We start from the raw sequence: 15,617 nt of genomic DNA, 5'->3' as shown, positions 1-15,617 counted from the left end.
TTTTTTATTTAGCGAACAGGAAGAAAATCAACCAGGTAAGAATGATCATTGGTAATAAGAAAGGAATTGAAAACCTGATCATATAACCAAAGAACGAAGGCATTTTAATACCTACTTGTTCGGCAATTGATTTCACCATGAAATTAGGTCCATTACCAATATAAGTCATTGCTCCAAAGAATACGGCTGCAATGGATATAGCCTTTAAATAGAGTTGTGAATGTGGATAGGTATCGCCTGTGGCATATTCCACTACTTCACTGATCGAATTAATGTCCGCTCCCTGAGAAGCCATTGAAGCAGCTAAAAAGTTAAGATAAGTTGGAGCATTATCCAGGAAACCGGATAAAGCACCTGTTCCCCAATAAAGCGTGTTTTGAGAGATCAGTGCCACGCCTTCAGGTGATTTTGCAAACTCACTGACAAGCTCAAGTGCAGGCATCATTGTACCAAAAATTCCAATGAATATAAATGCAACCTCACGAATCGGCTCAAAGCTGAAGTCATTGCTTTGAATGGCTTCTTTATCTGCAAAACGATAAGAAAAGAAGCATACACCGAACATGATAAATTCTCTTATGAAAGAAAACCTTTGCCCGTGATAATTTATAGCAGGAACCCAGTCAAATACGTTTGGATCAATAAAAACTGAGATGATTACTAAAGCCAGCCATCCAAAATTTTTCGCTCCGGAGACTTTTATTTTATTTGTGAACTCAGTTTGAATTTCATCTTCATCGATCACATCCTTGTTTCTCTTATCAAAGAAATAGAATATCAGGGTTAGCAATGAGATGCCAAATACCCATGGAAGAAAGTTGTGTGTAATCGTCCATTCAAACGGTACTCCTTTAAGAAATCCCAGGAATAACGGAGGGTCTCCTATGGGTGTTAATGATCCGCCAACATTTGATACTATAAATATGAAAAAGACAATATGATAAGGCTTAATTCTATGCTTATTAAGCCTCATAAAAGGTTTTATTAACAGCATTGAGGCTCCGGTAGTACCGATAAGGTTAGCTATAACAGCGCCACAAATCAATAATATCGAATTGGCCATCGGAGAAGACTTCTTGTCAATGTCAATATGAATACCTCCTGATGCTATATATAGAGAAGCCAGAAGAGCGATAAATTGAAAGTATTCAAAAAACGCATGAACAGGGCCGTGTTCGTTATTTAAAGCGAAAAGGTAGTAGAGAACAACAATAGCAGCAAGTAAAATCGCTATTTTAGGATAATTTTTATGCCAGAAATGTTCGTAGAATAAAGGGCCGGTGGCGATCATTAATAACAAAATGACAAACGGCAAAACTGACCAGCCCGGAGGTTTGTGCGAAGAAGCTTCTTCTGATCCGTGCCCTTCTGTTTCCCCATGTTCTTCTTCATGCTGAACCTGATCATCCTGGTCCTGGTTAACAGTAGCTAATTCCGTATTATTTGAATTTTGAACTGATAATTCACTTACAGTAGAGGAATTGTCAGATTCCAACTCAACAGCCGAGAGTTGACCAAACAGGGGTGAAAAAAGTAAAATCAGGAATATTATAACTCTTGTCGAAAAGCGGTTATTGTCTTGATCCATTAACTTATATTCAATTGGCTACTGTTACAAAGAAAACAGTCCGCTAGTTAGGACTGTATAATTTAAAGTGCGCCTAAATTTACAAAATGAATCAGAGAGTTTATATATAATAGCTGTATAATGCTTGGTATTTGTAATTCTTTCTTAAAATAGTATAAATAAAAACCGGCTCGAGGCCGGTTTTAATGTCCTGTTGTAGAAATTATACAAGTTTTTTAAGCGCAACTTCGAAGGCTGCTTCGGATATTCCTGTTTTTTCTTTATGAGAATTGTAAATTTCCTGCATTGCAATTTTAATGGTTTCAGAGGTGTCGTCAAAAATTGTTTCATCAGTCATTACTGCCTCATCACTCATTAAATACGCAAAGACCCTTGCCATACCACAATTAGCTATAAAATCAGGTATTAAGGAAACGTGGCTGTCAGCATATTCCATTGTTGGGCCAAAGAAAATCTCATCATCTTTAAACGGCACATTAGCACCTGAAGAAATAACTTCAAGTTTAGAGTTAATCATTTTTTCAACCTGGTCCTGACTAATCAGACGAGAAGCAGCCGCAGGTATAAAAATTTCAGCCCCTAAATCCCAGACTTTATCATTTATTTCATCATAAGGGATCATATTATCAGCTTTCAACTTATTTCCTTCACGTTGGATGAAAAGTTCTTTTACTTCTTCCAGTCCAAAACCTTCTTCACTTAATAATCCGCCTTCCCGATCTATGATTCCGGCTATTTTTACACCCATTTTAGCAAGGAATAAAGCAGCTGCGCCAGCTACATTTCCCCATCCCTGAATCACTGCTCTTTTCTCACTGATATTACCACCCCAAAGGTCATAGTAATGTTTTACAGATTCAGCTACACCAAATCCGGTGATCATGTCTGCTACGGTAAATTTGTAGTCGCCGGTAATGGTGAAGTTTATGTCTTCCAGGACTTTAGAAACTCCTTGTCTCAGCTGTCCTAATTTTTTTATTTTTTCTGGTTCAGTTGGGTTGAAGTGTCCGTTTACAATTCCTTCTTGAGGATGCCATAAACCATAACTCTCAGTAATTGGAATTACTTCATGAATTTCATCCACATTGAGGTCACCGCCTGTGCCATAATAATTTTTTAAAAGAGGGAAAACAGCTTTATACCATCTTTTCAAGACATCTTTTTTGCGCGGATCCTTCGGGTCAAAATTGATTCCCGATTTAGCACCACCAATATTTGGTCCTGAAACAGTGAACTTGATTTCCATGGTTTTTGCCAGGGATTCTACCTCTCTTTTATCTAATCCCGGACGCATTCTCGTGCCTCCACCAGCAGCGCCACCTCGCAATGAGTTAATTACAACCCAGCCTTCTGCTTCGGTTTCAGAATCTTTCCATTCAAAAACAATTTCGGGGGTTTTGTTTTCAAATTGCTTTAATAAGTCTTTCATTGAGTTAAGTCGTTTTTAAGTTGGCGCAATTTACAAAATATAATTTTTAAGAAAATGTCAAATCAAGTCGTTTTTAGAGACGATTACTCCGGAACTGGTATTCTCTGTTGCTCCGGTAACTGATGATAGAACATTTATTTCATTGCGCTTTCTTAAAACAGCGAGAAACCCAAAGATTAAAGCCTCCTTAAAAGAGATTAATTGGTCACCGGGTATTTCTATTTTTCCGTTATTATATGTGTTTATTTTGGAAATCAGGTAATTGTTAAATGCTCCACCGCCAGTGAATAGACATTGTCCTATTGAAGGCAACTCCCTGGCTATCGCTTTAGCTGCATGATTGGTGTAAGTATGAATGACATCTTTGAGTGGATACTCCTTTAAATAATTATTCACAATAGGAAGAATACTGCTTTTTACCCACTCAATACCCAGAGATTTTGGGCCTGTTTCAGAATAATAAGCCAGGCTTTCCAGTTCCTCAAGAAGATTCGGGATGTCTTTCCCCGAGGAAGCTAAATTGCCGTTTTCATCGTAATCAAGGCCGACCAGGGATGCAAGATAGTTAAGGACTGTATTAAGTGCACAAATGTCATATGCGCGGATAGTTTCCCCTTGATCTTTTTTAGAAAGATTTGCAAACCCACCCAAATTGACACATGCATTATAATTTGAAAAAAGTAACTTATCTCCTATCGGCACAAGAGGAGCTCCCTGCCCACCTTTGCTTACGTCTAAACTTCTAAAATCATATACTGTGTCTACACCTGTTTTTAATGCAACTTGGTGCCCATTACCAATTTGAATAGTATATCCTTTATCAGGCTTATGGTGGACAGTATGGCCATGGCTGCCAATCAGGTCTGGCGTTACCTCTGTATTTTGGAGAAATGAAAGGATCACTTGTGAAAGGTACAGTCCATATTTATAGTCAAGAGTCAACAATTCAGACCAATTCAAATTTATTGCATTGGCCAGATCATTTCGCCACTTTTCATTATAAGGAATCGTCTCTGTTTTGATAATTCTATATTTCCAGGAGTTGCTTTCATAAATAAACTCACTCAAACATAAATCTAATCCGTCCAGTGAAGTTCCGGACATCAAACCAAGTGAAAAATAAGATTGTTCAGAGTGCTCAGACATGTGCTCAGTAATGTTAATTTTTTATAAATCTATCCCATCAGGACTAAATGGAATAAAATAGAATGTAATTTTTTTTTGATACTCGGATAAAACAGGACATCTTTGTAGGCTCTTAACCTAAATTTAAAAGAGGTAAGGATTTCATGAAGTTATTTTTCAACAGATTTACTATAGTACTGATCTTTGCAATTTGCTTTTGTCAAAGCAGTTTTGCTCAGACAATGAATTCACCCTATACATCATATGGAGTTGGCGAAGTTTTAGATAATTCGCTAAGCCATAATCAGTCAATGGGAGGTGTAGGGATTGGATTGCCAAGTTTTTTGCATTTAAATAATGTGAATCCGGCCTGGTTACCATTTAACAAATTATCTACTTTTGAAGCTGCACTATCAGGAGAGAGGCGGACAATTGAATCCTCTGAGGGATCAACCTCTCCTATTAACGGGTCGGTTCGATATTTGACCTTCGGAGTTCCATTAAAACTAAATTATTGGAATTTATCTGTCGGCTTAAGTCCATACAGCGTAGTGAACTACGATTTTTTAGCTACCGGAGATATTCCTAATGAACCGGGAGTTAATTTAAACAGGCTTTCAGATGGAGAAGGAGGAATTGGTAAAGCTTTCCTTGCACAGGGATTTCAATATAAAAGTATATACTTCGGATTTCGATTTAATTATTATTTCGGATCTACTACCCGAACAACCGGTCAATTCGTCGGTAGTGAGGATAATGTCATTTCCAGATATATTATTGAGATATCAGATAGAAGAAATGTATCTGATTTCAATTTTGATTTCGGGCTGGGCTATAATTATGAACTAGATAAAAATTCATTTTTAAATGCAGGAGTTACATTCCGTCCTGAAGCAAAAATGAGCACTAAATATCTTTCTACATTTAGAAGACAGACTCTGACAGGAGGAACAGTTGATGCTGATACAATTTTTGACGGAAGTGGTAAGCAAACTCTTCCTCAGCAATTTGGATTTGGATTTGGATATCGAAAGCTCAAATCCGGTTACAATCATTGGTCGGTAGGTTTTGATGCTGTTTTTGAAGAGTGGAGTGCCTATAATAATAATGAAGGGCAGGAAAATTTAAGAAATAGTAGTAAATTTGCTATTGGTGCTTCTTATACGCCGGATGCTGCCAATGTAGAAAGTTACCTGAAAAGAATAACTTACCGCTTAGGTACCTTTTACAAAGAAACGCCATATAACCTTAATAATCAAGGGCTTGACGAGTTTGGCATGAATCTTGGATTACATTTGCCAGTGAAGAATGCTTCGGTTGTAAATATCGTCTTTGGTTATGGAAGCAGAGGAAGCTTAAGTAGCAATTTGTTAAAAGAACAATATTTTTCAATAACTATAGGAGCAACATTCAATGGTAAACGGTGGGAGAGATCACCGTGGTATAATTAAACTGTATGCATTATGAGAAAGAATGTTTTATTGTTGGTCATGACTTTGATAAGTGCAGTAACTTTCGCTCAGGAAGTTGACTGTAATGAGTGGAATTGGCCTCAGAACAAACAGCAAGCGTTAGAAAAAAATGCGCTTTATTCAGACTACTTACGAGCTGATGATTACAAAAACGCGAAAGCACCATTATTTTGGTTGCTGAAGAACGTACCTAGTTTACACTATTCTATTTATGCCAATGGTGTGAAATTGTATGACAATCTTGTAAGTAATCCTGACGACGCATCGAAAGTTGATGTTTATAAGGATTCTGTTATGCTTCTTTACGATAAGCGAATGGAGCTTTGTGGTAAGACTGCAGACCTTATGAATAGAAAAATGTACGATGCTTATAATTACTATAAAAATGAGCAGGATAAGTACGAGTATTTATTCGAAGGATACCAGGATCTTTATTCTTTTGCAGATAATGAAATTTATAATGCCAACCTGACATTCTACATGGATGCAACAAGAAGGTATTATTTGACTCATAAGGATGAAATGTCTCCTGAAGAAGTAATTGCTGTTTTTGATGACATCCAAGGTGTTATCGATGCCAAAAAAGAAGCAGGTGAGGACATGTCTAAACCAGAGGAATATGTTTTCAAATTATTTGTTGCCACTATCGATATTGATTGTGACATGATCGAAAACACTTTCGGTGATAAATTCAGAGCGAATCCAGACAATATTGAGCTTGCAGAAAATATCTTTAAGTTAGGTTTCAAATTTGACTGTTTCGATTCAGACCTGGTAGCTGATGCAGCAAGGACAATCATGGATGAAAATCCACAGCCTGGTTTAGCAAATCTTTTAGGTACAAGATGTCTTCAAAAAGGAGATTATGACTGTGCAGAAGATTATTTCAAGCGTGGTTTAGAAATGACTGATGATAACCTTAAAAAAGGAGAAATCTATCTGAAGCTTGCTAGAATGAATGCACGAAAAGGAGCTAAATCATCAGCGAGAAATTACGCGATGCAAGCAGTTTCTGCCGATGCAAGCCTGGCATCTGAAGCTTACACTTTCATAGGCGACCTTTACTATGGTAGCTACGAAAGTTGTAAACAAGGTAAGTCAAGAGTTTATGATCGTCTTGTTTTCATAGCAGCGTACGAGATGTACCAAAAAGCAGGTAACAGAGGCGGAATGTCTAAGGCAAAAGAACAGTTTCCTTCTAAAGAAGAGTTGTTCGTTGAAGGTAGCAAGAAAGGAGATTCTAAAAAAGTTAACTGCTGGATTAACAAAACAGTTACTTTAAGAACCAGAGATTAACAAAATCTAATATATTTAAAAGCGGTCTGTGAACTCCACAGATCGCTTTTTTATTTTAATTCATTTGTATCTCTTAAATTTGTAAAATGAAAGGGGATTTAATAAAATATTTTCTTCCAATAATATTGTTATTTGTCATAGCTTCATGCGATGACATGGAAGAAAAGAGCAATAAACTCAGGCAGCAATACAATGGCCCCCAGGCTGAAATAGACAGCATGTATACTGTCTATTCTGATTCCGGGCGGATTATTTTTACTATCAGAGCGAGTAAACAAGTGGATTATTTTAATGGGGATCGCGATTTTCCGGGTCCACTATTTATTGAGTTTTACGATGAAGAATCTGAAGGAGACGTAACTTCAACACTTTCGGCAAACCAAGGTAAATTTAATAATGAAAGTAAGCTTTATACTGTGAGCGGTGATGTAGTTGTGACCAATATCGAAAAAGATGAACAGCTAAAAACGGAAGAGTTAAACTGGCTCCCTGGAAGTGATTCGATATACACAGATAAATTCGTAACGATCAAAACAGCTTCCGAATTACTGTATGGTGAAGGGTTATCCAGTAATCAGAACTTTACTAAATATAGAATCTTACGTCCTACCGGTGAATTTGATTATGATGAATAAGAAACAAGGAAACCCTGATAAACGAAACAATAAAAGCAGTGATACATTAGCAACTATACTGATGTTTTTAGCTATCGGAATGTTCCTGATAGGGCTTTTTGAAGCATTTACTACAGGCTTTATCGGAAGTTACTGGCTATTTATGGTGTCTTTTGGATTAATATTATGGAGTCGGTACAGGCGAAAAAAGACTGAAAGCTGATTTTGTTTATTAAACTTCAGCGATTATAGTTCGGCCTCCCTTAGTTTTTTCTCCAATATCAACTTTTATTTCAGCATCTAATGGAAGGTAAATATCCACCCTTGATCCAAATTTGATAAACCCGAATTCTTCTCCCTGATCTACTTTATCTCCTTCTTTCACATACCATTTTATTCTCCTTGCCATTGCACCCGCAACCTGTCTGAAAACAACTTCCAGCCCGGTTTCCATTTTAACAGCTATTGTAGTTCTTTCGTTTTCAAGGCTTGATTTTGGGTGCCATGCAACAAGATATTTACCAGGGTGATATTTAAAGTAGCTGATAATTCCGGAAACAGGATTTCTGTTAACATGAACATTAATAGGAGACATGAATATCGATATTTGTTTTCTTTTGTCTTTTAAATATTCTTCTTCAATAGTATCCTCAATCACAACTACCTTTCCATCTGCCGGAGCAATGATATGTTTTGGATTGGTGTTAACATTAAATTTAGGATTCCTGAAAAATTGTAATACCAATAAAAAAATTATTATTGATGCAGAAATAGATAGTGGTAAGGCATATTCAGATTCACCTGCGAAATAATATACAAGTAAGTTGATGCCTGTTAAAATCAATAGCATTGCTATCAATAAAACTCTTCCTTCTTTATGAATGGTCATTTGATGTTGGTTAAACTTTGTACAAAAATAATCGAATAGTTCTAAGCAAAAAAAAAGTGCGGATAAAACCGCACTTTTTTTATTATAAATTTTATCGATTAAAAACCTCCACGATACTTATACGTTTTAGCTACTTTGTCAATAGCCAAAATATAAGCAGCGATCCTTAGTGGAACATTATATTCTTTAGAGGTTTTGTATACTCTGTCAAAAGCATCCTTCATTATTCTGTCAGATCTACGGTTAACTCTTTCCGCAGTCCACTTGTAGCCAAGTCGGTTTTGCACCCACTCGAAATAAGATACGGTTACTCCTCCTGCATTAGCAAGAATATCAGGAGCTACCATGATGCCTTTTTCATTGATTATCGCATCAGCTTTTGCAGAAGTCGGGCCGTTAGCACCTTCTACAATTAACTTAGCTTTTACCTTTTCTACATTCTGAACAGTAATAACATCTTCCTTTGCAGCAGGTACAAGAACATCTACATCGAGATATAAAATATCGTCTCCAGGAATGTGATCTGCATTTTTATATCCTTCAAGTGTTCCGTTATTCATATTACGGTATTCGATACATTCGTCGATATCTAAACCGTTTTTGTTAACATATGCTCCTGAAAGATCACTTACAGCAATTACTTTAACTCCTCTTTCAGTTAATAACTTGGCAGCCCAGGAACCAACGTTACCGAATCCCTGAATAGCACAGGTAGCTTGTGAAGGAATTAATCCCACTTTACCCATGGCTGAAAGAGCAGATACCATAACTCCACGACCAGTAGCTTCGGTTCTACCTAAAGAACCACCTAAAACTAAAGGCTTTCCGGTTACGACTGCATTTACTGTCATACCCTGAATTTTGGAGTATTCATCCATTAACCAGGCCATTTCTCTTGGTCCGGTACCCATATCTGGTGCAGGAATGTCTCTGTCAGGACCAAATATTTCAGCCATCTGAGCAGTGAATGCACGAGTTAATCGTTCGATCTCCCCTGCAGACATAGATCTTGGGTCACATTTAATGCCTCCTTTAGCACCACCGTAAGGAATATCCACTACGGCACATTTCCATGTCATCCATGCAGCCAAAGCTTTGACCTCATCAATGGTCACATCCATATCATACCTGACACCACCTTTTGAAGGACCAAGGATATTTGAATGCACAACTCTGTGTCCTTCAAACACCTTGATGGAACCATCATCCATGGTGATCGGTAATGAAACCGTAACCTGTTTTGCCGGTGACTTTAATACGTTGTAAACTTCTTCGTCTAGTCCCAGTGCATCTGCCGCTATGTTAAATCGCGACATCATCGACTCGAAAGGATTTTCCTTGTCCTTAATTGGAGCCGGTTCGATGTATCCCATAGGAAAAAAAATTATTGTTTTGCAATCGTTTTAAATGACTATGCGACAAAATTACTCTTTTTTTTATATTTCCTAACTGCTTTTAAATTATTCTTAAAAAAGCAGCGATAAAAGGGGCTGAAAGTAATAATCCGTCAAACCTGTCAAGGAAGCCTCCATGGCCTGGAAGAATAGTTCCGGAGTCTTTAATCTCCATACTCCTTTTTAATAAGGATTCGATTAAATCTCCGTAAGTACCTGCAATAACTACTATAGCAGACATTACAAGCCACTCCCAATGGCGAAGGTCTGTAAAGTATTCGCCTAAAACAAATGCTACTATTAACGTAGTCAATGTTCCTCCGATACTTCCCTCCCATGATTTTTTTGGCGACACCCTTTCGAATAATTTTGTCTTTCCAAATTTTGTTCCTGCAAAATACGCCCCGGAGTCATTAGCCCAGTGCATAATTAAAATACCTAAGATGATCTGCCAGCTATAATTGCCGTCTCTGATCACTCCCAGGTTTAACAACGCAAATGGCAGTCCTACATAGAGAACTCCTAGAAACGTAAATGCTATATTAGTGAACGGTTTTTTTTCTCCTTTTTTATAAAGTTTGATAAAAAATATCATGCTTCCCAATGGCACAACCATAAAAAATATGGTTGAAGAAACTATGTTCATGCCTACCAAAAAGCTTGAAGTAAATAAAAATAAACCTATAAAAGTTCCGAATGATTTTAATGGAATATAACCATCAAGCCCTACGAGCTTATAAAATTCTAGCATTGAGAACATGCATATAAAGAAAAACACAAGAAAAAATGTGTAGGGAGAATAAATTATAGCTGCTATCAATCCAATCCCACCGATTAAAGCAACAATCACTCGTTGAGTCAGGTTGCTATATTTATTTAGAATTTGGGTCATGTTCAAAGTTTAATAATTATTATCGATGGTCCTGTTGACAGATTTCAGTATATATCCACCAAAATACATAGTGAAATATGAGTCTGCAATCTATTATTCAGTTTTTGATAAGTAAAATCTTTCTCTGAAATATTTAAGCAGGGCTGCAAGGACGACAAAAGATATTATCACAGCTACCCATGGGGCTGATTTTGTTTCTGCAATATTTGCCTCAGTAATTTCCTGTTGATATAAATAGACCATTATTAAAGTAAAGCCGTTATTAACAAGGTGCGCAACCACCGGAACCCATAATGTGCCACTCCAATAATATAGATACCCGAATAAAAGTCCGAGTAAAAAGCGGGGAAAAAATCCGTAAAACTGTAAATGTATTGCTGAAAATATAAAAGCAGCAATAAAGATTCCTACATGGGGGTTTCCAAATAGTCTGCTCAACTGATTTTGCATTAATCCCCTGAAAACGATTTCTTCTCCAATGGCTGCCAGTACAGCGATAACTATAAATGCAAGTAAGAATTCACTAAATGAGTCGAACGTTGTCAGCAGAGTTGTCATATCTGCCAGTTCATTTTCTTTTTGTCTTGCCCAGTTTTCAAATCCTTCCAGGAAAGCAGGGAATTCTACATTTTGATTCCATTCAATTATTATAGAATCAACGATCATAAAAACTATTACTATTACTCCTGTCAGCAAGAGTGCCAAAGGGAGGTTTATATCAAATTTCCAGTAGGATCTAAGTTTTTTCTTTTCAAAAAACCGGATAAAAAACCATGGAGCGATCACAAAAGCTCCTAAGGCTGCTCCTGCCTGAATAAGCATGAGAATAGTTTTGGGCGTATCGCTGAGATCACCGGCTATGATGCCCTCCATGATAGTTTGGGCATCAATACTAGCAATAATAGAATAAATACCTACCAGAATTATTCCAATGATAGGGCCGATTAACAGCATTCCTGCTATAACAAAACAAAGCAATGTAAAAAAATCAAAAAAGTACTTCAGTGGAGAAATAACCTTATTGTCAGTATTTTCGTTTTCCAGATAATTCATAATCGCGTAAATTTACGGCAAAAATTTAAAATACCTTGATAAAGATAGGATCATTAGAATTAGAGGGCTTTCCTCTATTATTAGCCCCAATGGAAGACGTTAGTGACCCGCCATTTCGAGCAGTTTGTAAAGAAAATGGTGCAGATGTCATGTATACGGAATTTATTTCTTCTGAAGGATTAATTCGGGATGCTGCTAAAAGTGTCGAAAAGCTGGATATTTATGATTACGAAAGGCCAATAGGTATTCAGATTTTCGGTGATAAGATAGAATCGATGAGAGAGGCTGCAGCAATCGCTGAGGAAGCAGACCCGGATATTATTGATATTAATTATGGCTGTCCTGTAAAAAAGGTGGCTTGTAAAGGAGCCGGGGCTGGCATTTTACTGGATATTCCAAAAATGCAGTCCATGACAGAGGAAATTGTCAAGCGTGTTAATAAACCTGTTACAGTAAAAACCCGGCTGGGATGGGATGAAAATTCAATTAAGATCGTTGAGGTTGCAAAACGGCTTCAGGACGTAGGTATTCAGGCTCTTTCCATTCATGGACGTACAAGAAAGCAGATGTACAAAGGTGTTGCTGATTGGTCACATATCGCAGAGGTTAAAAACCATCCGGATATTCACATCCCTATTTTTGGAAACGGTGATATTGATTCGCCTCAAAAGGCATTAGAATACAAGAATAAATACGGGGTTGATGGTGTTATGATCGGTCGGGCAGCCATTGGCTACCCTTGGATTTTCAATGAAATAAAACACTTCATGAAAACAGGTGAGCTTCTCGACCCTCCTTCGCTAGAAGAACGGGTCAGGATCACGAAACAACATCTTGAATTTTCCCTTGAATGGAAAGGAGATAAAAAGGGACTTTTTGAGATGAGAAGACACTATACTAATTATTTCAGGGGAATCCCCAACTTCAAACCTTTCCGACAATTACTTGTTGAATCTAACGATCCTCAAGAAGTATTTAAGACCCTGGATCGAATCGCTGAGGAGTTTGCCGATGCAGTTCCGATAGTTTGATTTTTTTATGAAGGAAGATCAATTACCAACCGGGCCACTGCCCTGGATTTTACTTTTAGTGCTCACATTGATTTGGGGTAGTTCATTTATTCTGATCAAGAAAGCTCTGTTGGGTTTTAATGCTCCCCAGGTAGGAGCGTTGAGGGTTATTTCTGCCGGAGTCGTTCTGATTCCTGTAGCGATCTATCACCTGAGAAAAATTAAGCCAAAGGATTATTTGCCCTTGTTCATTCCAGGATTTTCCGGAACATTATTACCTGCTTTCTTTTTTGCTATTGCTCAAACAAGTCTTTCTAGTGGTGTTACCGGTGTTTTGAATGCATTAACTCCCATGTTTACTCTTCTGATCGGGGTGTTGTTCTGGAAGAAAAAAGCCTTGCGCTCTCAGATGGTTGGTCTTTTAATCGGTTTTATTGGGAGTGCGTTTTTGATTATTGCCGGAGAATCAGGAGAGATTTCATTAAATAGCTATGCTTTCTTCGTGATGGCTGCTACATTTTGTTACGGTATCAATCTGAACTTTATAAAAGTAAGATTATATCATCTGCACCCAATAGCAATTACTTCTGTTTCTTTAGTGTTTGTTCTTCCGATTGCATTAATATATTTCTTTTCCGAGGCAGGCGTTGTTGATTATATCCTCAGTAATGAACAGGCGCAGTGGTCATTGCTCGCTGTTTCAGTATTAGGGGTTGTTGGTACAGCTATCGCTTTGATGATCTTTAATACATTGGTTCAACTTACCTCCCCGGTTTTTACCTCCACAGTAACCTATTTTATCCCCATAGTTGCCATAATTTGGGGACTATGGGATGGAGAAAATTTGTATTTAATGCATTACATAGGAATGGTTGGAATCCTGGCTGGTGTTTACCTGGTTAATAAAAAGCCCAAAATAGGTTAAGGCTTCCTGGCAGAGACTATCCTTTCTTTTCCGTGAATATCCTGGATAACTTTAACCAGGTTGAACCCCTTGTTAAATAACATTGTTTCAACCTGTGAGCCTAGTGCTTCATTAATCTCAAAATATAAAAAACCATCTGGTTTAAGCATTTCCAATGCGTGATCAGCTATGTTTTTATAAAAGATCAACGGGTCATCGTCGGAGACAAAGAGTGCTTCCCCAGGCTCATAGTCTAATACATTTGATTTCATATCCTGTTTTTCCGATTCCCGGATATATGGTGGATTAGAAACGATGATGTCTAATTCCGGTAGTTCAATTTTGTCTTTAAGAATGTCAGCAACCATAAAACCTACGTCCGCTTTATTTATCATTCCATTCATCAATGCAAGCCGAATAATATCTTCGCTGTAATCTATACCATAAACTTCTGCTTCTTTTAATTCCAGAGCCAGGGTAATCGGTATGCATCCTGTTCCGGTGCCAAAATCAGCAATTAGCAAGTTCTTTTTTTCACGGTGTTCTTTAATAATGAGATCAACCAGTTCTTCAGTTTCTCCACGGGGAATTAAAACTCTCGGATCAACCTTAAATGTTCGTCCATAAAACCAGGCACGTTCAAATATATATTGAACAGGTTCTTGCTGTTTTACCCGGTGATAAATTTTATTGAGTCGAGTTTGTTTTTCAGCACTGAAGTCCACCTCCTTACCCATCATAACATCTATTCGCTCCAGGCCGAAAAGATATTCGAGAATAAAAAAAGTATATGATTGAGCTTCCTGAATATCGATAAATCCGGATAGCTTTTTGTTTATCTGATCGTATAATTCCTTTGAACTTGTTAATGCCATTGTTCAAAAATACGTCAATTAGTTATACTTTTACAGTATGAGTTCGGCAGAGGACAAAAAATACATGCAAAGAGCTATTCAATTAGCAGAATATGGGAGAGGCTACGTTAGCCCTAATCCGTTAGTTGGATGTGTCCTGGTAAAAGATGGCCGGATTATCGGGGAAGGCTGGCATCGAAGGCATGGTGAAAATCATGCTGAGGTCAATGCTATTGAATCAGTTTCCGATAAATCACAAATTAAAGGGTGTACAGCTTACGTTACTCTTGAGCCTTGTGCACACTATGGTAACACACCTCCCTGTGCCAATAGATTGGTTGAAGAAAAAGTACAGAAAGTAATAATCGGCCATCGCGATCCAAATCCTAAAGTTAATGGAGGAGGAATCAAGATCTTAAAAGATGCCGGTATTGCAGTTGAAGTTGGATTGCTGGAAGAAGAATGCCGGTATCAAAACCGTGTCTTTTTGACTAATATGGAGCTTGAGCGACCTTTTATTGTGCTCAAATGGGCTCAGACAAGCGATGGTTTTGTCGCAAGGAAAAATTTTGATTCTAAATGGATAAGCAATTCACTTTCGAGGCAGCAGGTTCATAAATTAAGAGCTGAGATCGATGGTATTTTGGTTGGGTATAATACTATTTATTATGACAATCCGGAATTAACCACGAGAGACTGGCCTGGAAAGAATCCGGTTAGAGTTATCCTGGATCCGAGAAATGAATTGACAGACAGAAAGCTTAATATCTACAATAAGAAAGCCAGAACTATAATATTTAATTCTGCCGAAAATTCTGATAATGATAATATTCAAAAGATCAAATTAGTGGATTTTGATCCTTCTTTTGTACTGGAAAAGCTATATGAAGAAGGAGTGAGGTCTGTTTTGGTCGAAGGCGGGAGTATTACTCTGGGCAGGTGGATTAACACAGGGGAATGGGACGAAGCCCAGGTCTTTGTTTCGCCCACCACATTTGATAATGGAATTCCGGCACCAATTATAACCGGGCAGGGAAAACTTAAAAAAGAGAAACAAATTGAAGATGATATCGTTCAAATTTGGATAAACAATTAAT

The 15,617-nt window shown here is 37.5% G+C and carries 15 protein-coding genes; 7 read left to right on the top strand and 8 right to left on the bottom strand.

The features are described from left to right. Positions 1-4: 4 nt before the first annotated feature. The 3 genes from DCC35_RS01515 to DCC35_RS01505 all read right to left on the bottom strand — a co-directional run bounded on the left by DCC35_RS01515 (position 5) and on the right by DCC35_RS01505 (position 4,163). Positions 5-1,588, bottom strand: a complete 1,584-nt coding sequence (locus DCC35_RS01515) for a sodium:proton antiporter (RefSeq protein WP_137089122.1) — start codon at positions 1,586-1,588, stop codon at positions 5-7. A 202-nt stretch (positions 1,589-1,790) separates the two neighbouring features. Beyond that, positions 1,791-3,017, bottom strand: a complete 1,227-nt coding sequence (locus tag DCC35_RS01510; protein WP_137089121.1) for a Glu/Leu/Phe/Val dehydrogenase dimerization domain-containing protein — start codon at positions 3,015-3,017, stop codon at positions 1,791-1,793. Positions 3,018-3,074: 57 nt separating this feature from the next. After that, complete coding sequence (locus DCC35_RS01505) at positions 3,075-4,163, bottom strand: anhydro-N-acetylmuramic acid kinase (protein WP_137089120.1); 1,089 nt, start codon at positions 4,161-4,163, stop codon at positions 3,075-3,077. 221 nt (positions 4,164-4,384) lie between these two features. On the opposite strand from DCC35_RS01505, the gene DCC35_RS01500 reads away from it, so the two are divergent. The 4 genes from DCC35_RS01500 (at position 4,385) to DCC35_RS01485 (ending at position 7,747) form a co-directional block, all read left to right on the top strand. Further along, the gene (locus DCC35_RS01500; RefSeq protein ID WP_217495902.1) at positions 4,385-5,593 is read left to right on the top strand and encodes a hypothetical protein; all 1,209 of its coding nucleotides are present in this window, start codon (positions 4,385-4,387) and stop codon (positions 5,591-5,593) included. Between the two features lie 12 nt (positions 5,594-5,605). Then, entirely contained in the window at positions 5,606-6,910 is a 1,305-nt protein-coding gene (locus tag DCC35_RS01495; protein ID WP_137089118.1) for a tetratricopeptide repeat protein, read from the top strand. Positions 6,911-6,996: 86 nt separating this feature from the next. Continuing rightward, positions 6,997-7,545 (top strand): LPS export ABC transporter periplasmic protein LptC, encoded by a 549-nt coding sequence (gene lptC, locus DCC35_RS01490; RefSeq protein ID WP_137089117.1) that lies wholly within the window; start codon positions 6,997-6,999, stop codon positions 7,543-7,545. Continuing rightward, positions 7,538-7,747 carry a hypothetical protein gene (locus tag DCC35_RS01485; RefSeq protein ID WP_137089116.1) on the top strand — a complete coding sequence of 70 codons (210 nt, stop codon included), beginning with the start codon at positions 7,538-7,540 and terminating at the stop codon, positions 7,745-7,747. The genes lptC and DCC35_RS01485 overlap by 8 nt, the downstream gene beginning before the upstream one ends. 9 nt (positions 7,748-7,756) lie before the next feature. Here the strand turns inward: DCC35_RS01485 and DCC35_RS01480 are convergent, their stop codons facing one another. From DCC35_RS01480 to DCC35_RS01465, 4 genes are all read right to left on the bottom strand, one after another. Continuing rightward, positions 7,757-8,413, bottom strand: coding sequence for a phosphatidylserine decarboxylase family protein (locus tag DCC35_RS01480; RefSeq protein ID WP_137089115.1), 657 nt, complete (start codon positions 8,411-8,413; stop codon positions 7,757-7,759). A 98-nt stretch (positions 8,414-8,511) separates the two neighbouring features. After that, positions 8,512-9,786: a Glu/Leu/Phe/Val family dehydrogenase gene (locus tag DCC35_RS01475; protein WP_137089114.1), complete on the bottom strand. Its 1,275-nt coding sequence runs from the start codon at positions 9,784-9,786 to the stop codon at positions 8,512-8,514. Positions 9,787-9,868: 82 nt separating this feature from the next. Further along, positions 9,869-10,699 carry a phosphatidate cytidylyltransferase gene (locus tag DCC35_RS01470; protein WP_137089113.1) on the bottom strand — a complete coding sequence of 277 codons (831 nt, stop codon included), beginning with the start codon at positions 10,697-10,699 and terminating at the stop codon, positions 9,869-9,871. A gap of 93 nt (positions 10,700-10,792) precedes the next feature. Further along, on the bottom strand, positions 10,793-11,752 hold the full coding sequence (locus tag DCC35_RS01465) for a CPBP family intramembrane glutamic endopeptidase (RefSeq protein ID WP_137089112.1): 960 nt from the start codon (positions 11,750-11,752) through the stop codon (positions 10,793-10,795). Positions 11,753-11,787: 35 nt separating this feature from the next. Here DCC35_RS01465 and dusB point away from each other — a divergent pair, with 35 nt between their 5' ends. Together dusB and DCC35_RS01455 are read left to right on the top strand one after the other, a co-directional pair. Then, the gene (gene dusB / locus DCC35_RS01460; RefSeq protein WP_137089111.1) at positions 11,788-12,783 is read left to right on the top strand and encodes a tRNA dihydrouridine synthase DusB; all 996 of its coding nucleotides are present in this window, start codon (positions 11,788-11,790) and stop codon (positions 12,781-12,783) included. Positions 12,784-12,790: 7 nt separating this feature from the next. Continuing rightward, on the top strand, positions 12,791-13,687 hold the full coding sequence (locus tag DCC35_RS01455) for a DMT family transporter (RefSeq protein WP_137089110.1): 897 nt from the start codon (positions 12,791-12,793) through the stop codon (positions 13,685-13,687). On the opposite strand, the gene prmC is transcribed toward DCC35_RS01455, so the two are convergent. After that, positions 13,684-14,541, bottom strand: a complete 858-nt coding sequence (gene prmC, locus DCC35_RS01450; RefSeq protein WP_137089109.1) for a peptide chain release factor N(5)-glutamine methyltransferase — start codon at positions 14,539-14,541, stop codon at positions 13,684-13,686. The two genes, DCC35_RS01455 and prmC, sit on opposite strands and share 4 nt — an antisense overlap. 37 nt (positions 14,542-14,578) lie before the next feature. Between prmC and ribD the strand changes: the two genes are divergently transcribed. Continuing rightward, complete coding sequence (gene ribD, locus DCC35_RS01445) at positions 14,579-15,616, top strand: bifunctional diaminohydroxyphosphoribosylaminopyrimidine deaminase/5-amino-6-(5-phosphoribosylamino)uracil reductase RibD (protein ID WP_246070121.1); 1,038 nt, start codon at positions 14,579-14,581, stop codon at positions 15,614-15,616. Position 15,617: the final 1 nt, after the last annotated feature.

The organism is Mangrovivirga cuniculi (genome assembly GCF_005166025.1).
In the GTDB taxonomy this organism is placed as follows: Bacteria; Bacteroidota; Bacteroidia; order Cytophagales; family Cyclobacteriaceae; genus Mangrovivirga; species Mangrovivirga cuniculi.
The sequence above is the reverse complement of the archived record's forward strand: the minus strand, read 5'-3'. Positions and strand labels throughout refer to the sequence as shown.

Excerpts from the sequence above, each read along its gene's own strand:
- DCC35_RS01515 (WP_137089122.1), bottom strand. The coding sequence starts at position 1,588 with ATGGATCAAGACAATAACCGCTTTTCGACAAGAGTTATAATATTCCTG.
- DCC35_RS01510 (WP_137089121.1), bottom strand. The coding sequence starts at position 3,017 with ATGAAAGACTTATTAAAGCAATTTGAAAACAAAACCCCCGAAATTGTT.
- DCC35_RS01505 (WP_137089120.1), bottom strand. The coding sequence starts at position 4,163 with ATGTCTGAGCACTCTGAACAATCTTATTTTTCACTTGGTTTGATGTCC.
- DCC35_RS01500 (WP_217495902.1), top strand. The coding sequence starts at position 4,385 with ATGAATTCACCCTATACATCATATGGAGTTGGCGAAGTTTTAGATAAT.
- DCC35_RS01495 (WP_137089118.1), top strand. The coding sequence starts at position 5,606 with ATGAGAAAGAATGTTTTATTGTTGGTCATGACTTTGATAAGTGCAGTA.
- lptC (WP_137089117.1), top strand. The coding sequence starts at position 6,997 with ATGAAAGGGGATTTAATAAAATATTTTCTTCCAATAATATTGTTATTT.
- DCC35_RS01485 (WP_137089116.1), top strand. The coding sequence starts at position 7,538 with ATGAATAAGAAACAAGGAAACCCTGATAAACGAAACAATAAAAGCAGT.
- DCC35_RS01480 (WP_137089115.1), bottom strand. The coding sequence starts at position 8,413 with ATGACCATTCATAAAGAAGGAAGAGTTTTATTGATAGCAATGCTATTG.
- DCC35_RS01475 (WP_137089114.1), bottom strand. The coding sequence starts at position 9,786 with ATGGGATACATCGAACCGGCTCCAATTAAGGACAAGGAAAATCCTTTC.
- DCC35_RS01470 (WP_137089113.1), bottom strand. The coding sequence starts at position 10,699 with ATGACCCAAATTCTAAATAAATATAGCAACCTGACTCAACGAGTGATT.
- DCC35_RS01465 (WP_137089112.1), bottom strand. The coding sequence starts at position 11,752 with ATGAATTATCTGGAAAACGAAAATACTGACAATAAGGTTATTTCTCCA.
- DCC35_RS01455 (WP_137089110.1), top strand. The coding sequence starts at position 12,791 with ATGAAGGAAGATCAATTACCAACCGGGCCACTGCCCTGGATTTTACTT.
- prmC (WP_137089109.1), bottom strand. The coding sequence starts at position 14,541 with ATGGCATTAACAAGTTCAAAGGAATTATACGATCAGATAAACAAAAAG.
- ribD (WP_246070121.1), top strand. The coding sequence starts at position 14,579 with ATGAGTTCGGCAGAGGACAAAAAATACATGCAAAGAGCTATTCAATTA.